Genomic DNA, 21,626 nt, shown 5'->3' with positions numbered 1-21,626 from the left:
CCTGCGCCGCCGGCCGGAACGCGGCACAATCGACGGACGAAAAAAAGCCCGTTCACGCAGAGCGGAACGGGCTTAATCCATATCAGGAGGAGACATGGAGGAGACAGTTCCAACTATACACACGGCAATGGTGCGACGCAATATTCCGAATGCAAAAAAACGTCAGGACGGCGATTTGTCGCATCCGCAGTGCAGCAAAATGGTGACGGGACGATGACGAAAACCGCGCTGGAGCAGCCGGCGCGCGCGTTTTGTCGGATTTATTCTTAATCGATGCGCCCCCGATTGTCCGGGGCGAATCACAGAGCAAGATTCAGGGCGCGACGGCACGTGCCGATGTCTAGAGTAGGCACCATCTACACTAGAGAGTGCGAGGTTCAGATGAAAACCGCCTATCCGACCGATGATGCCCGCTGGGGCGCCGTTACCGAGCGCGATCCGCATGCGGACGGCGCGTTCTTCTACGCCGTGAGCACGACCGGCGTGTTCTGCCGCCCGACCTGCGCGTCGCGGCAGCCGCGCCGCGAGAATGTGTCCTTCTTCGCTGATACGGCCACCGCACGTGCGGCCGGCTTCCGGCCCTGCAAGCGCTGCCAGCCGGAAGGGCTGCCGCGCGAGCTCGAGATCGTCAACCGCGCGTGTGCGGTGCTCGACGCGCACGCCGAGCGGCTCACGCTGCAGCAACTGAGCGATGCCGTGCACGTGAGCCCGTTTCACCTTCAGCGGCTCTTCAAGCGTGTGGTCGGCGTGTCGCCGCGGCAGTACCAGGCCGCACAGCGCGGCGCCGCGCTGCGGCAGGCGCTGCAAAGCGGGCAGCCGGTCACGCAGGCGGCCGTCGACGCGGGCTTCAACTCGCCGTCGCGGCTCTATGCGTCGGTGCCGCGCGAGCTCGGGATGGCGCCGTCGGCGTTCCGCCGCCAGGGGGCGGGTCTCCGGATCGACTTTGCGACCGCATCGACGTCGCTCGGCACGGTGCTCGTCGCCGCGACCGAACAGGGCATCTGCCGGATCGCGTTCGGCGACGAACCGGCCGCGCTCGTCGGCGAGCTGAAGGACGCGTTCGCGCGCGCCGAGTTGGTCGAAGCGTCGGCACGGCTCGCGCCGTTCGTCGCGCAGATCCGCGCGTACCTGGACGGCACGCGGCACGCATTCGACCTGCCGCTCGACATCGCGCCGACCGCATTCCAGCAGCGCGTATGGGAAGCGCTGACGCATATTCCGTACGGCGAAACGCGCAGCTACTCGGAGATCGCCGAGGCGCTGGGCTCCCCGCGTGCGGTGCGCGCCGTCGCATCCGCGTGCGCGTCGAACCCGGTCGCGCTCGCCATCCCGTGCCATCGCGTCGTACAGAAGGGCGGCGCGCTTTCCGGGTATCGTTGGGGCGTGCGCCGCAAGGCGACGCTGCTCGCGTCCGAGGCGCGGCATGTGCATGACGATGAAACCGAATCCGTTGCGGAGGGCAGCGCAGTTTGAGCATCGCAAAAACAACGATTACGTCCATCGTGAACGGCGGCCAGGTGCCGCCGTCCGCGCAAATGGAACTGCGCTTCAATGCGCCTTACGACTGGGCGCGCGTGCTGCGCTTCTTCAGCGGGCGCGCGATTCCGGGCGTCGAGCAGGTGGCGGACGGCGTGTATCGCCGCATCGTGGACCTGCACGGCGACGCCGGCCGGCTCACGGTCGCGAAACATCCGCGCAAGCATTGCCTGGTTGCCACGGTCGAAGGCGCGGTTGCGCGTCATGTCGATGATGCGTTCGCCGCGCGCGTCGCGACGATGTTCGACGTCGGCGCTGATCCGGCCGCCATCGGCAGCGGGCTGGCGCGCGATCCGTGGTTCGCGCCGCTCGTCGAAGCCGCGCCGGGGCTGCGCGTGCCGGGTGCATGGTCGGGGTTCGAGCTGGCCGTGCGCGCGATCGTCGGCCAGCAGGTGAGCGTGAAGGCCGCGACGACGATCGTCGGCCGGCTCGTCGAGCGCGCCGGCGAGCGTGTGGTTCATGAAGACGACGGCATGCCCGCGTGGCGTTTCCCGACGCCCGACGCGCTGGCCGCCTGCGATCTCGACAAGATCGGGATGCCCGGCAAGCGGGTGGCGGCACTGACCGGCGTGGCACGCGCGGTGGCGGCCGGCGACGTGCCGGTCGATCGCGAGCACGCCGATCTCGCGACGCTGCGCAGTGCGTGGCTCGATCTGCCGGGCATCGGCCCGTGGACCGTCGAATACATCGCGATGCGCGCATGGCGCGATCCGGACGCATGGCCGGCCTCCGACCTCGTGCTGATGCAGTCGATCGCCGCGCGCGATCCGGCGCTCGACCGGCTCGCGACCCAGAAGCACCGCACCGAAGGCTGGCGGCCGTGGCGCGCGTACGCGGCGCTGCATTTGTGGAACGAAGTGGCCGACCGGGCGGGCGGCGCGCGCGGCGGGTGATCGCCGAGGCTCGCGGCCGGGTGCGACCTGACGCGGCCGCGATGCAACCCGTTGCGCGGGTCGTGGCGACACGCGCAGGCTATTCGCCTGACATTGGCCGTCACGGCAATTCAGCGCATCCGTCGCCCGCAGGATGCCGGGCGCGCATTGCCCGCTTGCCCCGCTTTCCGCGATCGATTCGGCGGCACGGTTGCACCTGCCGCCACCCGTTCGCGCGTCACGTTCCGTCGGACGAATTCGCGTAACCAGCGTGCCCGTCGCCGCCGCCTGGAACCGGTGGCAGATGCGGCGACCGCCGCGACCGGCCCGTCCGGCGGCCCGCTCCGGCCTGCGCACCATGCCCGGAGCCACGTCAAGCGCGTGTTTCGGCGAGATGTTAAAGTGCCCGCTACCAACGAAGCGACCAACAATCTAGCCGGCCGCGCGCGGCGTTCTGCGCGCGGCCGTCACGCACTTGCGTCTCCATGTCGAACACCATGACTCACCGCCAGTCCGAACTGCTGCTGAATCGCCTCGAAGCACTGAGCTCGGGCCCGACGCGGCAGCATCTGCCCGACGGCCTGCGCGGCATCGAAAAGGAAAGCCTGCGCGTGACGCGCGACGGGATGATCGCGTTCACGCCGCATCCGCGCGCGCTCGGTTCGGCGCTCACGCATCCGTCGCTGACGACCGACTATTCCGAAGCGCTGATCGAGCTGATCACGCCCGCGGAAGGCGACGCCGCGATCACGCTCGAACGTCTCGACGATCTGCATCGCTACGTGTATGCGTCGCTCGGCGACGAGATGCTGTGGAACGACTCGATGCCCGGCCTGCTGCCGGCCGATGACCAGATCCCGATCGCCGACTACGGCACGTCGAACATCGGCCGCCTGAAGACGGTGTACCGGCGCGGCCTCGCGTATCGCTACGGCCGCACGATGCAGTGCATCGCCGGCATCCACTACAACTACTCGCTGCACGAGGAAGTGTGGCGGCGCCTGCATGCGGAAGAAGGCTCGACGGCCACGCTCGTCGATTACCAGTCGGAGCGCTATCTCGCGCAGATCCGCAACTTCCGCCGCCGCAGCTGGCTGCTGATGTACCTGTTCGGCGCGTCGCCCGCGCTCGACACGAAGTTCCTGCGCGGCAAGCCGCACAAGCTCGACACGTTCGATGCCGATACGCTGTACCTGCCGTATGCGACGAGCCTGCGGATGAGCGATCTCGGCTACTCGAACACGACCGCCCAGGCTGCGCTGCACGTCGACTACAACACGCTGCCCGGCTATCTGGACGCGCTGTCGAAGGCCGTGAGCGAGCCGTATCCGGCCTACGAGGCGATCGGCACGCATCGCGACGGCGAGTGGATCCAGATCAACACGAACGTGTTGCAGATCGAGAACGAGTTCTACTCGACGATCCGGCCGAAGCGCGTCACGTATTCGGGCGAGCGGCCGCTGCATGCGCTCGCATCGCGCGGCGTGCAGTACATCGAGGTGCGCTGTCTCGACATCGATCCGTTCGAGCCGACCGGTATCGCACTGGAAACCGCGCGCTTCATCGACGCGTTCCTGCTCGCGTGCGCGCTCGACGAGAGCCCGGCGCTCGACTGCCCCGCGTACAAGGAAGCGAACGCGAACTTCGGCAGCGTGACGATGGAAGGGCGCAAGCCGGGGCTCACGCTGCAGCGCGACGGCGAGCCGGTCACGCTGCAGGCATGGGCGGATGAGCTGATGGCCGACATCGAAACCATCGGCCGCCGTCTCGACGAAATCCGCGGCGGCGACGAGCACGTGCGCGCGATCGCCGCGCAACGCGAGAAGCTCGCCGATCCGGAGCGCACGCCGTCGGCGCACGTGCTGCGCACGATGCGCGAGCGCGGCCAGTCGTTCCTCGGGTTCGCGCTGGCGCAGAGCGAAGCGCATGCCGCGCATTTCCGCGCACATCCGCCGTCGGCGGATACGCTGCGCACCGAGCAGGCGCTCGCCGCGAAATCGCTGGCCGAGCAGGCCGAGCTCGAAGCGAAGGAGGCCGGATCGTTCGACGCGTTCGTCGCGGCCTATCGCGCCTATACGCTGAACCGCTTCAGCGTGTGATGTTTGCGCACGTGCACCGCGTCGGTCGGCGCGGTGCACGATGCGTCGTATCTCCGTCGCCGGTCGGGTCGCACCGTTGTGCGCTCGATCCGGTTCGATCAGCCGTCAGTGATGCGCGTAGGTGCCGCGATCGATCGCGTGCGGCAGCGCCGGCTTGCCCGATTCCACGTTTGCCCCGCCTTCGCTGCCGTAGCCGGCGTCCTCGCCGCGTGCCTGCGCGGCACGGTGCATGATCGCCTGCATGGTTTCCGGAAAGTCGGGACTGCTGGCGAGGCTCGTCCGGTAGCCGGCGGCCTGAAGCTCCACGAGTTCCTGGCGGACCTCGGCGCGCGTCAGCGTCGATGCGGCCTGCGCGTGAGCGGCGAAGGCCGCGCCGATCAGCACGCATGCGCATGCCGCCTGTTTCATCGTCTTCATCGTGTTCACTCCCAGAGGTTCCGGTGCCGTGCCTGCAGTGGCAGGCGCGGGCGGAATCGATGCGACCAGTCTAGGCTTCGGACGCCAAACGAAACATCCCGCCCGCCGTCAGGCACCTTTGCCGCATGTGCAACATTGCACGCGTGAGCCGCTCGTGACGGGTTTCCTGTCGAATGCGACAGCGGCCTGACCGCTGCCGGCCAGCGTGTGGCGGTCGCTCCGTATCGGGTCGGCACGCATCGGGCTTGTCCCCCTTGTACAAGCGCCGCGCGCCTCCTAACCTCTTTTAAGCGACCGATCGGTTGGCCGGGCGACGTCGTTGCGTGCGCAAGCGCCTGATCGTTGTCGTGACCGGAGAACGACCGCTTTGTACCGAATCCGGGAGGGCGCGGCAGCGCCGACCCGGGGCGACTTTGGAGACACGATGAACCCCACCGACGCCCTACCGCCCGGCATCGTCTTCGCACAGCCGTTGACGCCGGTCGCCAACTCGCTGCTGCTGTCCTTCATCGTCGCCGCGATCCCGATCGCGGTCGCGCTGATCGCGCTCGGCGTGCTGCGCCGCCCCGCGTGGCAGGCCTCGCTCGCCGGGCTCGTCGCGGGCCTCGCGGTCGCGATCGGTGCATGGGGCATGCCGGCCGGGCTCGCGTTCAACGCGGTCGGCGCGGGCATGGCGCTCGCGGTCGTGCCGGTGATGTGGATCGTCTTCAACGCGCTGCTGCTGTACAACATCGCGGTGAAGTCGGGCCGTTTCGACCAGTTCCGGCAGTGGATGCTCGACAACCTGCCCGACGATCGCCGCCTCGTGCTGCTCGTCGTCGCGTTCTCGTTCGGCTGCCTGCTCGAAGGGATCTCGGGATTCGGCACACCGGTCGCGATCACGAGCGCACTGCTGATCGCGCTCGGCTTCCCCGCGCTCGAAGCGCTCACCTATACGCTGCTGTTCAACACGGCGCCGGTCGCGTTCGGCGCGCTCGGTGTGCCGATCACCGTGCTCGGCGCGGTGACGTCGCTGCCGCCCGCGACACTCGCGCAGATGGTCGGCCGCCAGTTGCCGTTCTTCGCGCTGCTGCTGCCGTTCTACGTGGTCGGCGCATACGGCGGGCTGCGCTCGATCTCGAAGCTGTGGCCCGCGCTGCTCGTGTCGGGCGGCAGCTTCGCGATCGCGCAGTTCGTCACGTCGAACTTCCTCGGCTACCAGCTCACCGACGTGCTGTCGTCGCTCACGTCGCTGATCGTCACGATCGGCTTCCTGCAGCTGTGGAAGCCGCAGCCCGATCCGCAATACGCGCTCGCGCGCAGCGTGCCGGCAACGGCCGGCGCCGCGCGCGCGGGCTTCGGCGGCTGGCTGCCGTGGCTCGTCGTGTCGGTGGTCGTGATCGTGTGGGTGCACGCGAACATCGCGGCGATCGGCGACGTGAAGATCAAGTGGCCGGGCCTGCACAACGCGGTGTTCGTGTCGCTGTACCACAAGCCCTATGCGGCGATATGGGACTTCCAGCCGCTCGGCACGGGTACCGCAATCCTGTTGTCCGCGATCGTCACGGCCGCGTTGACGCGCACCGGCGTCGGCGATTTCTTCGAATGCGTGGCGAAGACCTGGCGGCAGACGTGGATCGCGATCGTCACGGTGATGATGATCGTCGGGCTCGCGTACCTGCTGAACTACTCGGGGATCAGCTACACGCTCGGCACCGGTGTCGCGTCGACGGGCGCGCTGTTCCCGCTGGTGTCCGCGTCGCTCGGCTGGATCGCCGTTTTCCTGTCCGGCAGCGACACGTCGGGCAACGCGCTGTTCGGCAACCTGCAGGTCGTCGCCGCCCGGCAGCTCGGCCTCGATCCGGTGCTGATGGCCGCGACCAACTCGTCGGGCGGCGTGATGGGCAAGATGATCTCGCCGCAGAACATCGCGACGGGCGTGTCGACGACGGACCTGAAAGGGCAGGAGGGTGTCGTGTTCGCGCGCACGTTCTGGCACAGCGTGATTCTCACGCTGCTGCTCGGCGTGCTCGTGTTCCTGCAGCAGCACGTGCTGACGTGGATGATTCCGGCACTGCCGAAGTGATGTGAGCGCAACGACAGAAGGAAGGCACGAGGAAAAACGAGGGAAGGCGCGAGAAAAGCGCCAGTCAAGTGCGGAACCGGCGAACGCGCGGCAGTTCAGCGCGCGTTTGCCCGCCGCGCCGTTCGTCCTGCTTCATCCGCCCCGGCCGCGTCGCTGCCGGCGGGCAGGATGCACGCGAGGAACGCGTCGATCGCCGGGCTCTGGCGGCGCGCTTTCAGGTAGTACACGTATTCGTCGATCGTCGTGTCGACGCCGCGCAGCGCGATCACGCGCAAATCCGGATGACGTTCGGCCTCGCCGAGCGGAAACAGGCTGCCGCCCACGCCGTGCAGGATCGCCTCGCGGATCGCTTCGCGGCTGCCGATCTCGGCCACCGAGACGGCCGCGACGCCGGCCGTCGCGAGAATCGTCTCCGTGCAGCGGCGCGTGACCGAGCCTTCCTCGCGAATCAGCAGCCGCACGTCGGCGAGCTGCGCCGGCTCGATCGCGTCGAAACGCGCGAGCGGATGCGTTCGATGCACGACGAGCACGAGCGGGTCGGTCGAGATCACCTTGCGTTCGAGGCCTTCGGCATCGTTGCGCTGCGACGAGACGGCGAGGTCGATGCGGAATTCCTGCAGCGACTGCAGGATCTCCTCGGAATTGCCGATCCGGCACGTGAGCGCGATCGACGGATGCGCGTTCGAGAAGCGGCCGACCGCGTCCATGATGTAGTACGGCCCCGTCGCACCGATCCGCAGGTGGCCTTCGAACAGGCCGCCGACGTTGCGCAGCATGATGTCGGCCTGCGCCTCGAGCGCAATCATCTTCTCGACGAGCGGCAGCAGCTCGATGCCCGTCTCGGTGACCTCGAGCTTGCGGCCGCTGCGGTAGAACAGCTCGACGCCGTACACCTGCTCGACCTGCCGGATCTGTGCGGCAATCGTCGGCTGGCTCACGCCCAGGTGGCGCGCGGCGCGCGTGATGCTGCCCTGCCGGACGGTCGCGTGGAACGCCTTCAGCTGATCGAACACGACTCGGCTTCTCCCCTCTGTATCGCGCGTCAGCGTAGCGCATGCGTGTGTCGGCCGGATGAAAGGCGCGTCGTGCGTCGCTTCGAAAAAATTCTTGTGGGTAACCAAAAGAAACCTGCGGTAACCGGTCACGGCCGGGACACGCCGATGCGGGGTAATAGCGGCAACGCACCACCGCCGGCCCCGCTCGACCGGCGCCCCCACTCCTATCGACAACAGGGTTCTCTTCATGTCCTCGAACAATCGACGCGATTTCCTGCGCCTCGCCGCGCAGTCGGCCGGCGCGATGGCCGCCTACGCGGGCTTTCCGCCCGCGATCCGCAATGCGCTGGCGATGCCGGCCGCCTATCGCACGGGCACGATTCGCGACGTCGAACACGTCGTGATCTTCATGCAGGAAAACCGTTCGTTCGACCATTACTTCGGCGGGCTGCGCGGCGTGCGCGGCTTCAACGATCCGCGCCCGCACCTGCTGCCGAGCGGCGCACCGGTGTGGCAGCAGCCGCCGGCGTCGGTGTTCACGAAGAACTACCATTCGCGCGGCCTCGATTCGTCGGCACCGTACGTGCTGCCGTTCTACCTCGATCCGAAGCAGACGACCGAATTCCAGCCGGGTACCAACCACGGCTGGAGCAGCGGCCACCTGTCCTGGAACAACGGCCAGTGGGATCAGTGGGTGAACCAGAAGCAGGACGTGCTGACGATGGGCTACCTGAAGCGCCAGGATCTCACGTACCACTACGCATTGGCCGATGCGTTCACGATCTGCGATTCGTACTTCTGCTCCGCGCATGCCGACACCGCGCCGAACCGCATCTACCTGTGGACCGGCACGGTCGACCCGCGCAACATCTACGGCAGCCCGCCGAACGGCCCGGGCATCGGCGAGCGCGACGACGTGAACGGCTACACGTGGACGACCTATGCCGAACGCCTCGAGAACGCGAAGATCAGCTGGAAGGTGTACCAGGGCGGCACGGGCATCCCGGGCGACCCGACCGACAACTACACCGACAACTCGCTGATGTTCTTCAAGCGCTTCCAGGTGAAGGAAGGCGCGAGCGGTCCGCTGGTCGACAAGGGCGCGTCGGACCACACGCTCGCCGAGCTGAAGGCCGACGTGCAGGCGAACCGGCTGCCGCAGGTGTCGTGGATCGTGTCGCCGTACAAGTACAGCGAGCACCCGCAGGCATCGCCGACCGACGGCGCGTTCTACATCAACATGGTGCTCGAGGCGCTGACGTCGAACCCCGAGGTGTGGGCGAAGACGGTGTTCATCCTCAACTACGACGAGAACGACGGGCTGTTCGACCACGTCGTGCCGCCGGTGCCGCCGGTCACGAGCGGTGTGGGCGGCCAGGGCATCGTGTCGTCGAACCTGCTGTCGAATCTCGGTGACGAGCTGCTCGACCTGAACAAGTACCCGGGCGAGATGAGCCCCCTCGTGCCGGGCGCGGACCCGGGCGGCATCCAGCCGATCGGCCTCGGGCCGCGCGTGCCGCTGATCATCATCTCGCCGTGGACGAAGGGCGGCTGGGTGTGCTCGGAGACGTTCGACCATACGTCGGTGCTGCGTTTCCTCGAGGCGCGATTCGGCGTGAAGGAGCCGAACATCAGCGCGTGGCGCCGGTCGATCTGCGGCGACCTCACGTCGGCGTTCGACTTCTCCGCGCGCCCCGACACGCGCACGGTGAGCTTCACGGTGCCGCAGCACATCGCGACGGCCGGCCAGGCGTACCAGGTGCCCGCGCAGCAGTCGATGCCGGCGCAGGAGCCCGGCACGCGCCCGGCACGTGCGCTGCCGTACGAGCTGTTCGTGCACAGCCGCGTGAGCGGGCACGACGACAGCGTGTCGCTCGACTTCGCGAACACCGGTGACGCAGGCGCCGCGTTCTACGTGTACGACCGCCGCAACCCGACGACGCCGCCGCGCCGCTATGCGGTGTCCGCGCACGACCGCTTCGTCGACACGTGGAACACGTCGGCCGCGCGCGGCGACTACCATCTCGCGGCCTACGGCCCGAACGGCTATCTGTGCGAGTTCCAGGGCAACACGCGGCTCGCGGCGGACAGCCGCCACGCGAACCCCGAAGCACGGATCGGCTACGACGTGCGCAACCGCCACGTGTACCTGCAACTGCGCAACAGCGGGCGCGCGACGTGCCGCGTGACGGTCGACAACGCATACAGCCACAAGCATGCGCGGACCTACACGCTGGAGCCGGGCGAGCGCATCGAGGATCACTTCGAGCTGTCGTCGAGCCACGGCTGGTACGATCTGACGATCACCGCGACGACGCTGCGCGGCGGCGACGACAAGGTCGTGCGCCGCTTTGCGGGCCACGTCGAGACGGGCCGGCCGAGCCACAGCGATCCGGGGCCGGTGAAACACACGACGGCCTGACGGCTGCCGCGCGTCGCGCGGGGCGGGTGAGGTCAGCCCGCCGCGCGACCGTCGCCTGCCGGCTGCGTTTAGGTTGCGTTCCGGCAGGCGGAATTGGCTTTTGGAGACTGAAGACTGTTGACAATGTGTCGGGCCGAGGGTATATAAGGATCATTCGCCGATATGGCGCCCTCGTTTTCTACCGCAGCGTCGCTGCCTGCCCGACCATGACTGCCCCGAACGCGCTCAGCGCCATCGAACTCCTGCAAAGCCAGTCGCTCGCGATGATCGTCCAGGACATGCTCGAGCGCGCGATCGTCTCAGGCGAATACGCGCCCGGCGAGAAGCTCAACGAAGTCGACATCGCGACCAAGCTGAACGTGTCGCGCGGCCCCGTGCGCGAAGCGTTCCGCGCGCTCGAACAGGCCGGCCTGCTGCGCAACGAGAAAAACCGCGGCGTAACGGTGCGAGTCGTGCCGCTGCGTGAGGCGGAGGAGATCTACGAAGTGCGTGCGATGCTAGATGAGTCGGTCGCGCGCGCGCTTGCAAAGCGCATCTCGCCCGACACGCTGAAGGTGCTGAAGGGCATCATCCAGTCGATGAAGGACGCCGCGAAGACGCACGACGTCACGCGCTATACCGAGCTGAACGTGCAGTTCCACGACGCGATGGTCGTCGGCGTCGGCAATACGCACCTCACCGATACCTACCGCCGGCTCGTGCGCCAGCTCGGGCTGCTGCGCCAGGCCGCGATCGAGGCCGAGGAGGATGCGATCGCCGTGTCCGCGGCCGAGCACGACAAGATCGTGCAGGCGCTTGCGGGCGGCGATGAGGAGCAGGCCGTGGCGCTCGTGCGCGAGCACGTCTCGCACGGTCTTGCGCGCATGCGCCGCACGCACGAGCAGGGGCTGCCGGCGGCGGGGAAGGCGGCGCGGGAAAAGGCCGGCGCGTGAGCGGACACGATACGTGGCGCGGTTCGGGTCGAAACCGACGGTGCCCGGGCTGAATACGGTGATTGCCGGCAGGCGATTACTTGCCGCCGTGTTTATCGAAGAAATCGTCCAGGACCCAGCCCGTACCGGATTCGCAATGCACTTGTGTATAGGCGTAAATCTTGGCAACACGATCAGCTAGCGGAACGCAGGCCTCGCCTTTTTTGACCATGAAGATCGGCACGGTTCTATCGTCGTTCGGTTCGGCGAACGCAGGCATATCCTGAAGCGCCGTCCATTTCTCATCTCGATGTTTCGAGCACGCACCGATCACCACGGTGAGTATCGCCAATAGCAGAAAGCGCGTCATTTCTTCGGGTATCGTCGGATTCCAATCAATTCTGAGCGCGTGAAATCCTAACATCTTGTTTGGAGTCGTAAAATCAAGATGCTGAAATGACAAAAAGAAAGGCATGCCGCACAGCGCATGCCTCGTCAATCCGGTTCGCATCAAGACGTGTCTTATTGGCGTGCAGTTATCTAAACAATTACCTGTCTGATTAAAAAAACACTGCATCAGTGATTTGACGTGTTCTACGGAGGGGCTTCCCTTTTTCGTTATCCGCGTGATGCGTGAGCTAAAAAACGACGACGCGGCAGTCCTGGCGTGCCGATCGCATTTTTCCCCCTATCGCATTGCCCCGACGGTCACGCCTTGTCGGCCTTCCCGGCCGCGCTCGCAAACTTCGCGAGCCACGTGTCGACAACTGCCGGCTGCCGGCTCTCGTCCTCCGCGCGCTCCTTGCGGCGGATCGCATTGCGTACGACGTGCGCGCCGACATAGCGGATCGGCTCCGGCGGGAAATGACCGAGGGGGCCGCGCACGATCGGGCTGCGCGTCCACGCGTTGTCGAGGCCGAGCACCAGCGACGACAGGATCTGCCCGCCCATGTAGGTCGGCCCCACGCCGTTGCCCGAGTAACCAAAGCCGTAGAACACGTTCGGCGCGTCGTCGAGGCGGCCGAAGAACGGGAAGCCGGTGACCGAGCGATCCGATGGCCCGTTCCAGCTCGCCGTGACCGGCACGCCCGCGAGCGACGGAAAGAATTCGCGCAGGCTTTGCGTGAGCTGCGCCTCGTACGGCGAGCGTCGGTCGAACACGGGCGCGATGCGGCTGCGCCATGAGAACGTGTTGCCGCCCTTGCCGAGCATCAGCCGCCCGTCAGCGGTGGTGCGGTAGTAATAGACGAAGATCCGAGAATCGAGCACCGACACACCGTCCACGAGCCCGGTTTTCGCGAGCAGTTCCGGGCATTTCTCGGTGATGACCATGTCGCTCGACACGACCGCGATCGTGCGCTCGAACTGCGGGAAGCGGCTCGCCATCCACGCGTTGATCGCGAACACGAGCTTGCCTGCGCTCACACTGCCGGACGGTGTGCGCACGACGGCCGGCTGGCCGGGCGTGAAGTCGAGCAGCGGCGTGCGTTCGTAGATCCGGATGCCTATCGCGAGCGCGACGCGGCGCAGCCCGCGCACGAGCTTGCCGGGATGCACGGTCGCGGCGATCGGCGAGTAGACACCGTCGAGATTGCGTGCGGAACCCGAGCGGCGCGCGACTTCGGCGGGTGGCAGCGGCTCGTAGCTGTGGATGCCGCACGCGGCGAGCGCGTCGAGTACCGGCGCGAGCGTGCCGACCTGCGCACGCGACGTCGCGGTGTACAGCGTGCCGTCGAGCCGCAGCTCGGCATCGATGTCGTGTGCGCGGCAGAAATCGGCGATGTGCTGCACGGCCGCTTCGGATGCCTTCACGAGCCGGATCGCCTCGGCTTCGCCGAACAGCCGCCGCAGCGTCAGGAATTTCGCGGACCACGTGAGCAGGCAGCCGCCGTTGCGACCGCTCGCACCGGCGCCGCACAGATCGGCCTCGACGATCGCGATGTCGAGCGCGGGGTTTTGCTGCTTCGCCTGGATCGCCGTCCAGAGCCCGGTGAAGCCGCCGCCGACGATGCACACGTCGGCACGCGTCTCGCCTTGCAGCGCGGGGGCGAGATCGCCGTCGTTGAACAGCGCTTGTTCGATCCAGAAGGGTCGCATGGCAGGGTTCGTCGAAAAGGGGGCGTGCCGTGCACGGCCCGAAAAAACGGGCCGCCGCATGCGAACGTGCATGCGGCGGGGTACCTCACGTCACGTCGTAGTGCACCACGTCAGGCGGCCGCTTCGGCCGACACGCGGCGCACGCCCATTGCGCGGAGCGTGTCGGCGATCGCGGCGACTGCGCCCGGAATGCCGGCTTCGCCGAAGTGGCCGATGCAGCCGACCCGGAACGTCTCGACCTCGGTCAGCTTGCCCGGATACAGGATGTAGCCGCGCTGCTTGACCTCCTGGTAGAACCGCTTGAAGTCGTAGTTCGGATCGTCCGGCGCATGGAACGTGACGATGATCGGCGCCTGGATCGCCGGGTCGAGGAACGGCCGGAAGCCAAGCGCGAGCATCCCGTCGATCAGCGCGCGATAGTTGCGCTGGTAGCGGCCGCCGCGTGCGGCGAGCCCGCCTTCGTCGACGTATTGCGTGACGGCCGCGTCGAGCGCCGCGACCACGTGCGTCGGCGGCGTGAAGCGCCATTGCGTCGTGCGTTGCATGTAGACCCACTGGTCGTACAGGTCCATCGCGAGCGAGTGGCTGTTGCCTTCGCAGCGCTCGAGCGCGCTGCGCTTCGCGATCACGAAGCCGAGCCCCGGCACGCCTTCGAGGCATTTGCCGGAGGCCGCGATCACCGCGTCGAACGGCGTCGTGCGCGCGTCGATGTCGATCGCGCCGAACGAGCTCATCGCGTCGACGATCAGCGCGCGGCCGTGCTTGGCGACGACCTGCGCGATGTCGTGCAGCGGGTTCAGCACGCCGGCACCCGTTTCGCAGTGCACGAGTGCGACGTGCGTGATGGTCGGATCGGCCGCGAGCGCACGCTCGACGTCGGCCGGATCGACGCGGCGATCCTCGCTGTAGTCGATCGTCGTCAGCTTGCGGCCGAGCACGCGGCAGATCTTCGCGATGCGCTGGCAGTACGCGCCGTTGTTCGGCACGAGCACGTGGCCGTCGCGCGGCACGAGCGTGCCGAGTGCCGCTTCGACCGAGAACGTGCCGCTGCCTTGCAGCGGGACGCATTCGTGCGTGCCTTCGCCGTGCACGATCTGCAGCAGGCGTTCGCGCAGCCGCGCGGTGATCGCGTTGAAGTCGCTGTCCCACGATCCCCAGTCGCGCAGCATCGCGTCGCGCGTGGTGTCGGAGGTCGTCAGGGGGCCGGGGGTGAGCAGGATGGGCTGGGCGGCGAGCGTCATGGTGTCTCCTTGATGAAGTCGGGACGTCACGTGAATACGGTCAAAGAATCAACGGCGATGCGGGTTGCGCCAGGCCTGCGTGCGGCGCAACAGTCGATGCGAGATGCACGCGAACAGCACGCAGGCGAACGACGACGTTGCGAGCACGAGCGTGGCCATCGCGGCGGCCGGGCCCATCTGGCCCGCGTCGTCGAGGTTCAGGATCGCGACCGACGCGGGCTGCGTGTCGGGCGAGTAGAGGAACGCGACGGCCGAGACCGTCGTCATGCCGTTGACGAACAGGTAGCGCGCGATCAGCAGGATTGCGGGCAGGCACACGGGCACGGTCACGCGCAGGAAGGTCTTGTAGAACGGCACCTTCAGCGATGCGGATACGGCCTCGAATTCGCTGTCGATCTGCCGGAGCGCGGTGACGGCGGTCAGGTGGCTCGATGCGTAGTAGTGCACCACCGTGACGATCGCGAGCAGCCACAGCGAGCCGTACAACCCGTTCAGCGGATTGCCGGGCGCGTTGAACAGGAAGATGTAGCTGATGCCGAGCACGAGCCCCGGCACGCCCATCGGCAGGATCGCGCACAGGGCGATGAAGCCGCGCAGCCAGCGCGCGCCGCGCGTCTTCTCGATCAGGTACGCCCCGCCGAACACGACGATCGTGCCGCCGAGCGCCACCGTCGCGGCCATCCGCAGGCTGTTCTTGTACGCGTCGAAGATGCCGGCGCCGATCAGCCCCATCTTGTAGTGCTGCAGCCCGAGGCTCATCTGGTACGGCCAGAACTTCACGAACGACGCGAACACCGAGATGCCGACCACCGCGATGAAGAACGCGCACACGATTCCGCAGTACGCGAGCATCGCGGCGTCGAAGCCGCGCGAAGGCTTCGGCTGGTACGGCGTCGAGCGCGCGCCGAGCTGCGACTGCTGGCGGCGGCGGATGAAGAAGTCGACGCCGAATGCAACGAGTGCCGGGCACAGCAGCATCAGGCTCACGACCGCGCTGCGGTTGAAATCCTGCAGGCCGATGATCAGCTTGTAGATGTCAGTCGACAGCACGTTGTACGAGCCGCCGATCACGACCGGCACGCCGAAGTCGTTGATGCACATCGTGAACGCCACCATCGTCGCGCTGATCAGCCCGTACTTCGCGCCGGGCAGCGTGATCGTGAAGAACTTGCGGATGCGGCGCGTGCCCATCGCGTCGGCGGCCTCGTAGAGCCGGCCGTCGGCAAGCGACAGCGCGGTGACGAGGATCATCAGCACGTGCGGGAACGATGCGTACACCATGCTCAGCACGATGCCCGGCAGCCCGTAGATCGAATGGCCGTGCAGCAGCGGCTTCAGCAGCCCCGCGTTGCCGAACCAGTAGATGAACGACACCGCGGACAACAGCGTCGGCGCGAGCAGTGGCAGCAGCGCGATCGTGCGCGCCGCGTTCTTCAGCGGCATGCACGAGCGGGTCAGCGCATAAGCGAACGTGAACGCCATCGGCACGACGATCGACGTGACGAGTGCGCCCACCGTCAGCGAATGCAGCATCGAGCGCAGCACGCCGCTGTCCTCGAGATACTCGACGAAGTTGTGCGCGCCGACGAATCGCCCGTCCGCATCGACGAAGCATTTCTGCACGACGAGCGCGAGCGGCAGCAGCAGGAACAGCGACATCAGCGCGGCCATCGCCAGCAGCGCGAGCTGCGCGATGCGGTCGTGCCAGTGCGTGATCTGCCGCACGTCGGCGGGGGCGGAAGCGCCGCGGCGGCGCTCGGTCAGGACGGTGCTCATTGCAGTCGCTCCTTCGCGCTCGGGAACACGCGGACATGCTCACGATCGAGCGCGAGGTCGATGCGCGCGCCGGCCTGCACGCCGGTGCGGTCGACGTCGTGATACGACAGGTCGGCGACGATTTCCTGGCCGTCGAGCCCGTCGATCCGGAAGCTCACGCGGCAGAACGCACCGAGGAATTCGAGCTTCTCGACGCGGCCGGCCAGCACGTTGTCGGCCGTCTCGCCCGGTACGCGGATGCGCAGGTCTTCCGGCCGCACGTAGACCGACACCGCCGTGCCTTGCGCGGGGCGTGCGGTGCCATGGCGGCAGTCGAGCCCGACCGCGCCCGCGCGCAGCGTGCCGTCGGGCGCGACTTCGGCGGGGATCGTGTTGACGCGGCCGATGAAGTCCGCGACGAACGGCGACGCGGGCTGCCGGTAGATTTCGAGCGGCGTGCCGATCTGCTCGATCACGCCGTGATTCATCACGACGATGCGGTCGGCCATCGACAGCGCTTCTTCCTGGTCGTGCGTGACCATGATCGTCGTCACGCCGAGCCGCTGCTGCAGTGCGCGGATCTCCTGGCGCAGCCGCACGCGCACACGTGCGTCGAGTGCCGACAGCGGCTCGTCGAGCAGCAGCAGGCCGGGGGACGTGGCGAGCGCGCGCGCCAGCGCGATGCGCTGCTGCTGGCCGCCGGACAGCTGGCCGGGATGCTTGCGATGGCTGTCGGGCAGGCCGACCAGCGCGAGCAGCGTGTGCACGCGCTCGTGGATCGCGTCACGCTTCATCTTGCGGTTCACGAGCCCGTACGCGACGTTGTCGTACACGGTGAGGTTCGGGAACAGCGCGTACGACTGGAACACGATCCCGTAGTCGCGCAGTTGCGGCGGCAGCCGCGAGATGTCGCGGCCGTCCTGCATGATGTGGCCGGCGTTCTGCGTCTCGAGCCCCGCGATGATCCGCAGCAGCGTGGTCTTCCCGCAGCCGGACGGCCCCAGGAAGCAGATCATTTCGCCCTTCATCACGCTCAGGTTGATGTCGGTCAGGACCTGCGTGTCGTTGTACCGCTTCTCGATGCGTTCTACGCTCAGATAAGGTGCCATGCGCGCCTCCATGCTGGGGCGGCCCGGGGGGCCGGATTCGACGATGGAAAGGGTGACGCGGGGCGGCGCGCGGCGCGGCCCCGCTGCCGGTCGCCGCGTTACTGCTGCGCTTTCGCGCCGTAGCGCTTCTGCCACGTATCGAGGATCGTCTGGCGGTTCTTCGCCGACCATACGAAGTCGTTCTTCACGAGCAGGTCCGAGTAGTTGTCGGGGATGCCCGCCAGCTTCCGTGCGACGCCCGGATACGCGACGATCGCCCACCAGCGCGCGGTGATCTGGTTCGCGTCCTTGCTCGCCATGAAGTCGGCCAGCTTCTTCGCGGCATCGGGCTGCTTCGTCGTTTTCATGATCGCCGTGCCTTCCATGTCCCAGCCAAGCCCTTCCTTCGGGAACACGAGATCGATCGGCGCGCCCTGCGACTGCAGTTCGTGGCCGCGGAACTCGAACGAGATGCCGATCGGGAATTCGCCGGTGCCGGCGAGCGTGCAGGGCTTCGAGCCCGAGTGCACGTATTGCGCGACGTTCTTGTCGAGTGCGTCCATGAACTTCCAGCCGCGGTCGTCGCCGAAGGTCTGCAGCCACGCGGTCACGTCGAGGTAGCCGGTGCCGGACGAAACCGGGCTCGGCATCACGATCGCGCCTTTATAGACGGGCTTCGTCAGGTCTTCCCACGACGTCGGCTTCGGAATGCCCTTCGCCTGCGCGGCGACGCGGTTGTAGCAGATCGTCGCGCCCCACACGTCCATGCCGACCCAGTGCGGCGGCGTGTTCGCGTCGCTGTATTTGCGCGTGAGCTGGTCGAAGTCCTTCGGTGTGTACGGCATCAGCATGCCCTGCAGGTCGAGCAGCGTGAGGCTCGATGCGGCGAGGCCGAGCACGACGTCCGCGCGCGGGTTGTTCTTCTCCGCGAGCAACTTCGCGGTGACCGAGCCGGTCGAGTCGCGCACCCAGCGGATCTCGATATCGGGGTTCGCTTTCTCGAACGCGTCCTTGTAGGGCTTCATCGCCTCGTCTTCCAGCGCGGTATAGACGAGCAGCGACGTCTTCGCGTGCGCCGCCTGCACCGCGCCGAGCGCGACCGCCGCGGCCAGTGCGAAGCGGGCCGCGCCCGCCGCCCATGCGTTCAAACGCTTGTTTACCGGCACTTCGTTCATCTTCAGACCCCTTGACTGTGGCGCCGCGGCACGCGGCGGATGAGTGGAGACCAGCCCTCTTGCTGCTACGTTGTTTTGCTTTCTGTTCTCTGCATGTTGTTGACAATCTACAAATCATCAATTTTAATGTCAAGCATGGAAAACACCTCCCTTCGGCGCGACGCGGGCGCCGACGGCTCTACCCTTCGACCTGAAAGGAATGAACGTCATGATTGAAACGCCTGTATCCGTGGAAGTGAACGGCCGCCGCTACAACTGGATGAGCCGGCCCGTGGTGGTCGTCTGCGTCGATGGCTGCGCATACGAATATCTGGAAGAAGCGGCCGAGGCCGGCGTCGCGCCGTTCATGCGCACGCTGCTGAAGCCGGGCACGGCGCTCAAGGGCGAGTGCGTGGTGCCGAGCTTCACGAACCCCAACAACCTGTCGATCGTGACAGGCGTGCCGCCGGCGGTGCATGGGATAAGCGGCAACTACTTCTACGATCGCGACACCGGCGCCGAGGTGCTGATGAACGATCCGAAGTACCTGGTTGCGCCCACGGTGCTCGCGACCTTCGCGGAGCAAGGCGCGAAGGTCGCGGTCGTCACCGCGAAGGACAAGCTGCGCCGCCTGCTCGGCAAGGGGCTGAAGGGCATCTGCTTCTCGTCGGAAAAGGCCGACGAGGCGAGCGTCGAGGAAAACGGCATCGACAACGTGCTCGAGCTGGTCGGCAAGCCGGTGCCGAGCGTGTACAGCGCGGACCTGTCGGAATTCGTGTTCGCGGCCGGCGTGCGCCTGCTCGAGACGCGCCCGATCGACCTGATGTACCTGTCGACGACCGACTACGTGCAGCACAAGTGCGCGCCCGGTACGGAAGGCGCGAACGCGTTCTACGCGATGATGGACAAGTACCTGCAGCGTCTCGACGAGCTCGGTGCGATCGTCGCGATCACGGCCGACCACGGGATGAACGCGAAGCACGACGATGAAACCGGCGAGCCGAACGTGATCTACCTGCAGGAGCTGTTCGACGAGTGGCTCGGCGACGATGCGGCGCGCGTGATCCTGCCGATCACCGATCCGTACGTGGTGCACCACGGCGCGCTCGGCTCGTTCGCGACCGTCTACGTGCCGGCGACGGCCGATGCCGAGGCGCTGCGCGCGCGGCTCGCCGCGGTCGACGGCATCGAGGTCGTGCTGACGGGCGCCGAGGGTTGCGCGCGCTTCGAGCTGCCGCCGGCGCGAATGGGCGACCTGATCGTGATCTCGAAGCAGGACGTCGTGCTCGGCACGCGCCGCATCAAGCACGACCTGTCGGGCCTCGACGTGCCGCTGCGCTCGCACGGCGGGATCTCCGAGCAGATCGTGCCGCTGATCTTCAGCAAGCCGGTCGCCAGCGACGTCACGGGCCGCGCGCGGCTGCGCAACTTCGACATCATCGACATCGCGCTCAACCATCTGCAGTGATGCGCACGCATCCGCAAGGGGACACACTCATGAACGCCATTGCAGCATCGACGGACGTCCGCGAGATTCGTCGCGAAGCACTGCGAATCGACGGCGAACGGATTCACCGGGACGCGGTAATCGAAGTGCGCAACCCGTACGACGGCTCGCTGGTCGGCACCGTGCCGAAGGCGACGCTGGACGACGTGCGGCGCGCGTTCGCGGCCGCACGTGCCTACCGGCCGACGCTCACGCGTCACGATCGCGCGGCGATCCTGCGCCGCGCGGCCGACATCGTGCGCTCGCGCACCGCCGAGATCGCAGCGCTGATCACGGCCGAGGCCGGCTTGTGCATCAAGGATTCGACGTACGAAGCGGGCCGCGTCGCCGACGTGCTGACGTTCGGCGCCGGTGAAGTGCTGAAGGACGACGGGCAGATTTTCTCGTGCGACCTGACACCGCACGGCAAGAAGCGCCGCGTGTACACGCAGCGCGATCCGCTGCTCGGCGTGATCTCGGCGATCACGCCGTTCAACCACCCGATGAACCAGGTCGCGCACAAGATCGTGCCGTCGGTCGCGACCAACAACCGGATCGTCGTGAAGCCGTCGGAGAAGGTGCCGCTGTCGTGCTACCTGTTCGCGGACATCCTGTACGAAGCCGGCCTGCCGCCGCAGATGCTGCAAGTGATTACCGGCGATCCAAGGGAAATTGCCGACGAGCTGATCACGAACCCGGCGATCGACCTCATCACGTTCACCGGCGGCGTGTCGATCGGCAAGTCGATCGCGTCGCGGATGGGTTACCGGCGTGCGGTGCTCGAACTCGGCGGCAACGATCCGATCATCGTGATGGAAGACGCCGATCTCGACGAAGCGAGCACGCTCGCGGTGTCGGGTTCATACAAGAACTCGGGGCAGCGCTGCACCGCGATCAAGCGGATGCTCGTGCACGAGTCGGTGGCCGATCGCTTCACGGAGCTGGTGGTCGAGAAGACGCGCGCATGGTCGTACGGCAATCCGTCGGATCCGTCGGTGGACATGGGTACGGTGATCGACGAGGCGGCCGCGAAGTTCTGCGAGCAACAGGTAAACGATGCGATCGCACGCGGTGCGCGGTTGCTGGTCGGTAACGTCCGCAACGGCGCGCTGTATTCGCCGACGGTGATCGATCGCGTGACGCCCGACATGCCGCTCGTGAAGTACGAAACCTTCGGCCCCGTGTCGCCGATCATGCGCTTCCGCGACATCGATGAAGCGATCCGGATGTCGAACAGCACCGACTATGCGCTGTCGTCGTCGGTCTGCACGAACCGCTTCGACAACATCACGCGCTTCATCACCGAGCTGGAAGTCGGTAGCGTGAACGTGCGCGAAGTGCCGGGCTACCGGCTCGAACTGACACCGTTCGGCGGCGTGAAGGATTCGGGGCTCGGGTACAAGGAGGGCGTGCAGGAAGCGATGAAGAGCTTCACGAATACGAAGACGTATTCGCTGCCGTGGTAAGCGATGTGTAATGCGGACGCGC

At 66.9% G+C, this 21,626-nt stretch carries 16 protein-coding genes; 8 read left to right on the top strand and 8 right to left on the bottom strand.

The window, feature by feature from the left end; all coding sequences use genetic code 11:
* Window positions 1-381: 381 nt before the first annotated feature.
* The 3 genes from ada to gshA all read left to right on the top strand — a co-directional run bounded on the left by ada (window position 382) and on the right by gshA (window position 4,507).
* Window positions 382-1,473, top strand: coding sequence for a bifunctional DNA-binding transcriptional regulator/O6-methylguanine-DNA methyltransferase Ada (ada, locus tag G3O06_RS25070; RefSeq protein ID WP_205817843.1), 1,092 nt, complete (start codon window positions 382-384; stop codon window positions 1,471-1,473).
* Complete coding sequence (locus G3O06_RS25065) at window positions 1,470-2,429, top strand: AlkA N-terminal domain-containing protein (RefSeq protein WP_205817842.1); 960 nt, start codon at window positions 1,470-1,472, stop codon at window positions 2,427-2,429. The genes ada and G3O06_RS25065 overlap by 4 nt, the downstream gene beginning before the upstream one ends.
* A gap of 464 nt (window positions 2,430-2,893) precedes the next feature.
* Complete coding sequence (gene gshA / locus G3O06_RS25060; RefSeq protein WP_174916680.1) at window positions 2,894-4,507, top strand: glutamate--cysteine ligase; 1,614 nt, start codon at window positions 2,894-2,896, stop codon at window positions 4,505-4,507.
* 105 nt (window positions 4,508-4,612) lie between these two features.
* On the opposite strand, the gene G3O06_RS25055 is transcribed toward gshA, so the two are convergent.
* Window positions 4,613-4,924, bottom strand: coding sequence for a DUF4148 domain-containing protein (locus G3O06_RS25055; RefSeq protein ID WP_174916679.1), 312 nt, complete (start codon window positions 4,922-4,924; stop codon window positions 4,613-4,615).
* Window positions 4,925-5,348: 424 nt separating this feature from the next.
* On the opposite strand from G3O06_RS25055, the gene G3O06_RS25050 reads away from it, so the two are divergent.
* Window positions 5,349-6,989, top strand: coding sequence for an L-lactate permease (locus G3O06_RS25050; RefSeq protein WP_205817841.1), 1,641 nt, complete (start codon window positions 5,349-5,351; stop codon window positions 6,987-6,989).
* 95 nt (window positions 6,990-7,084) lie between these two features.
* Here the strand turns inward: G3O06_RS25050 and G3O06_RS25045 are convergent, their stop codons facing one another.
* Entirely contained in the window at window positions 7,085-8,002 is a 918-nt protein-coding gene (locus G3O06_RS25045) for a LysR family transcriptional regulator (protein WP_205817840.1), read from the bottom strand.
* Window positions 8,003-8,231: 229 nt separating this feature from the next.
* Between G3O06_RS25045 and G3O06_RS25040 the strand changes: the two genes are divergently transcribed.
* Both G3O06_RS25040 and G3O06_RS25035 read left to right on the top strand, forming a co-directional pair.
* On the top strand, window positions 8,232-10,406 hold the full coding sequence (locus G3O06_RS25040) for a phospholipase C, phosphocholine-specific (protein ID WP_205817839.1): 2,175 nt from the start codon (window positions 8,232-8,234) through the stop codon (window positions 10,404-10,406).
* A 206-nt stretch (window positions 10,407-10,612) separates the two neighbouring features.
* Window positions 10,613-11,338: a phosphonate utilization associated transcriptional regulator gene (locus G3O06_RS25035; protein ID WP_205817838.1), complete on the top strand. Its 726-nt coding sequence runs from the start codon at window positions 10,613-10,615 to the stop codon at window positions 11,336-11,338.
* A 76-nt stretch (window positions 11,339-11,414) separates the two neighbouring features.
* Here G3O06_RS25035 and G3O06_RS25030 read toward each other — a convergent pair whose 3' ends face one another.
* From G3O06_RS25030 to G3O06_RS25005, 6 genes are all read right to left on the bottom strand, one after another.
* The gene (locus tag G3O06_RS25030; RefSeq protein ID WP_205817837.1) at window positions 11,415-11,828 is read right to left on the bottom strand and encodes a hypothetical protein; all 414 of its coding nucleotides are present in this window, start codon (window positions 11,826-11,828) and stop codon (window positions 11,415-11,417) included.
* Between the two features lie 197 nt (window positions 11,829-12,025).
* Window positions 12,026-13,414, bottom strand: a complete 1,389-nt coding sequence (locus G3O06_RS25025) for an FAD-dependent oxidoreductase (RefSeq protein WP_205817836.1) — start codon at window positions 13,412-13,414, stop codon at window positions 12,026-12,028.
* A gap of 110 nt (window positions 13,415-13,524) precedes the next feature.
* The gene (locus G3O06_RS25020; RefSeq protein WP_174973893.1) at window positions 13,525-14,655 is read right to left on the bottom strand and encodes a 2-aminoethylphosphonate--pyruvate transaminase; all 1,131 of its coding nucleotides are present in this window, start codon (window positions 14,653-14,655) and stop codon (window positions 13,525-13,527) included.
* Window positions 14,656-14,703: 48 nt separating this feature from the next.
* On the bottom strand, window positions 14,704-16,431 hold the full coding sequence (locus tag G3O06_RS25015) for a putative 2-aminoethylphosphonate ABC transporter permease subunit (RefSeq protein WP_174973895.1): 1,728 nt from the start codon (window positions 16,429-16,431) through the stop codon (window positions 14,704-14,706).
* Window positions 16,428-17,519 carry a putative 2-aminoethylphosphonate ABC transporter ATP-binding protein gene (locus G3O06_RS25010; RefSeq protein ID WP_205817835.1) on the bottom strand — a complete coding sequence of 364 codons (1,092 nt, stop codon included), beginning with the start codon at window positions 17,517-17,519 and terminating at the stop codon, window positions 16,428-16,430. Before G3O06_RS25010 ends, G3O06_RS25015 begins: the two co-directional genes overlap by 4 nt.
* Before the next feature lie 98 nt (window positions 17,520-17,617).
* Entirely contained in the window at window positions 17,618-18,673 is a 1,056-nt protein-coding gene (locus G3O06_RS25005) for a putative 2-aminoethylphosphonate ABC transporter substrate-binding protein (protein WP_174973899.1), read from the bottom strand.
* Window positions 18,674-18,881: 208 nt separating this feature from the next.
* On the opposite strand from G3O06_RS25005, the gene phnA reads away from it, so the two are divergent.
* Together phnA and phnY are read left to right on the top strand one after the other, a co-directional pair.
* Window positions 18,882-20,120, top strand: a complete 1,239-nt coding sequence (gene phnA / locus G3O06_RS25000; protein ID WP_205817834.1) for a phosphonoacetate hydrolase — start codon at window positions 18,882-18,884, stop codon at window positions 20,118-20,120.
* Between the two features lie 29 nt (window positions 20,121-20,149).
* Window positions 20,150-21,604 (top strand): phosphonoacetaldehyde dehydrogenase, encoded by a 1,455-nt coding sequence (phnY, locus tag G3O06_RS24995; RefSeq protein ID WP_205817833.1) that lies wholly within the window; start codon window positions 20,150-20,152, stop codon window positions 21,602-21,604.
* Window positions 21,605-21,626: the final 22 nt, after the last annotated feature.

This window comes from Burkholderia sp. Ac-20345, assembly GCF_017104825.1.
GTDB lineage: Bacteria > Pseudomonadota > Gammaproteobacteria > Burkholderiales > Burkholderiaceae > Burkholderia > Burkholderia lata_B.
The sequence above is the reverse complement of the archived record's forward strand: the minus strand, read 5'-3'. Positions and strand labels throughout refer to the sequence as shown.

What these genes read in the sequence shown, in the direction of transcription:
- G3O06_RS25015 (WP_174973895.1), bottom strand. Translation starts at nt 16,431, where the DNA reads ATGAGCACCGTCCTGACCGAGCGCCGCCGCGGCGCTTCCGCCCCCGCC.
- G3O06_RS25020 (WP_174973893.1), bottom strand. Translation starts at nt 14,655, where the DNA reads ATGACGCTCGCCGCCCAGCCCATCCTGCTCACCCCCGGCCCCCTGACG.
- phnY (WP_205817833.1), top strand. Translation starts at nt 20,150, where the DNA reads ATGAACGCCATTGCAGCATCGACGGACGTCCGCGAGATTCGTCGCGAA.
- G3O06_RS25025 (WP_205817836.1), bottom strand. Translation starts at nt 13,414, where the DNA reads ATGCGACCCTTCTGGATCGAACAAGCGCTGTTCAACGACGGCGATCTC.
- G3O06_RS25050 (WP_205817841.1), top strand. Translation starts at nt 5,349, where the DNA reads ATGAACCCCACCGACGCCCTACCGCCCGGCATCGTCTTCGCACAGCCG.
- G3O06_RS25010 (WP_205817835.1), bottom strand. Translation starts at nt 17,519, where the DNA reads ATGGCACCTTATCTGAGCGTAGAACGCATCGAGAAGCGGTACAACGAC.
- phnA (WP_205817834.1), top strand. Translation starts at nt 18,882, where the DNA reads ATGATTGAAACGCCTGTATCCGTGGAAGTGAACGGCCGCCGCTACAAC.
- G3O06_RS25055 (WP_174916679.1), bottom strand. Translation starts at nt 4,924, where the DNA reads ATGAAGACGATGAAACAGGCGGCATGCGCATGCGTGCTGATCGGCGCG.
- G3O06_RS25035 (WP_205817838.1), top strand. Translation starts at nt 10,613, where the DNA reads ATGACTGCCCCGAACGCGCTCAGCGCCATCGAACTCCTGCAAAGCCAG.
- G3O06_RS25030 (WP_205817837.1), bottom strand. Translation starts at nt 11,828, where the DNA reads ATGCGAACCGGATTGACGAGGCATGCGCTGTGCGGCATGCCTTTCTTT.
- ada (WP_205817843.1), top strand. Translation starts at nt 382, where the DNA reads ATGAAAACCGCCTATCCGACCGATGATGCCCGCTGGGGCGCCGTTACC.
- G3O06_RS25005 (WP_174973899.1), bottom strand. Translation starts at nt 18,673, where the DNA reads ATGAACGAAGTGCCGGTAAACAAGCGTTTGAACGCATGGGCGGCGGGC.
- G3O06_RS25040 (WP_205817839.1), top strand. Translation starts at nt 8,232, where the DNA reads ATGTCCTCGAACAATCGACGCGATTTCCTGCGCCTCGCCGCGCAGTCG.
- gshA (WP_174916680.1), top strand. Translation starts at nt 2,894, where the DNA reads ATGTCGAACACCATGACTCACCGCCAGTCCGAACTGCTGCTGAATCGC.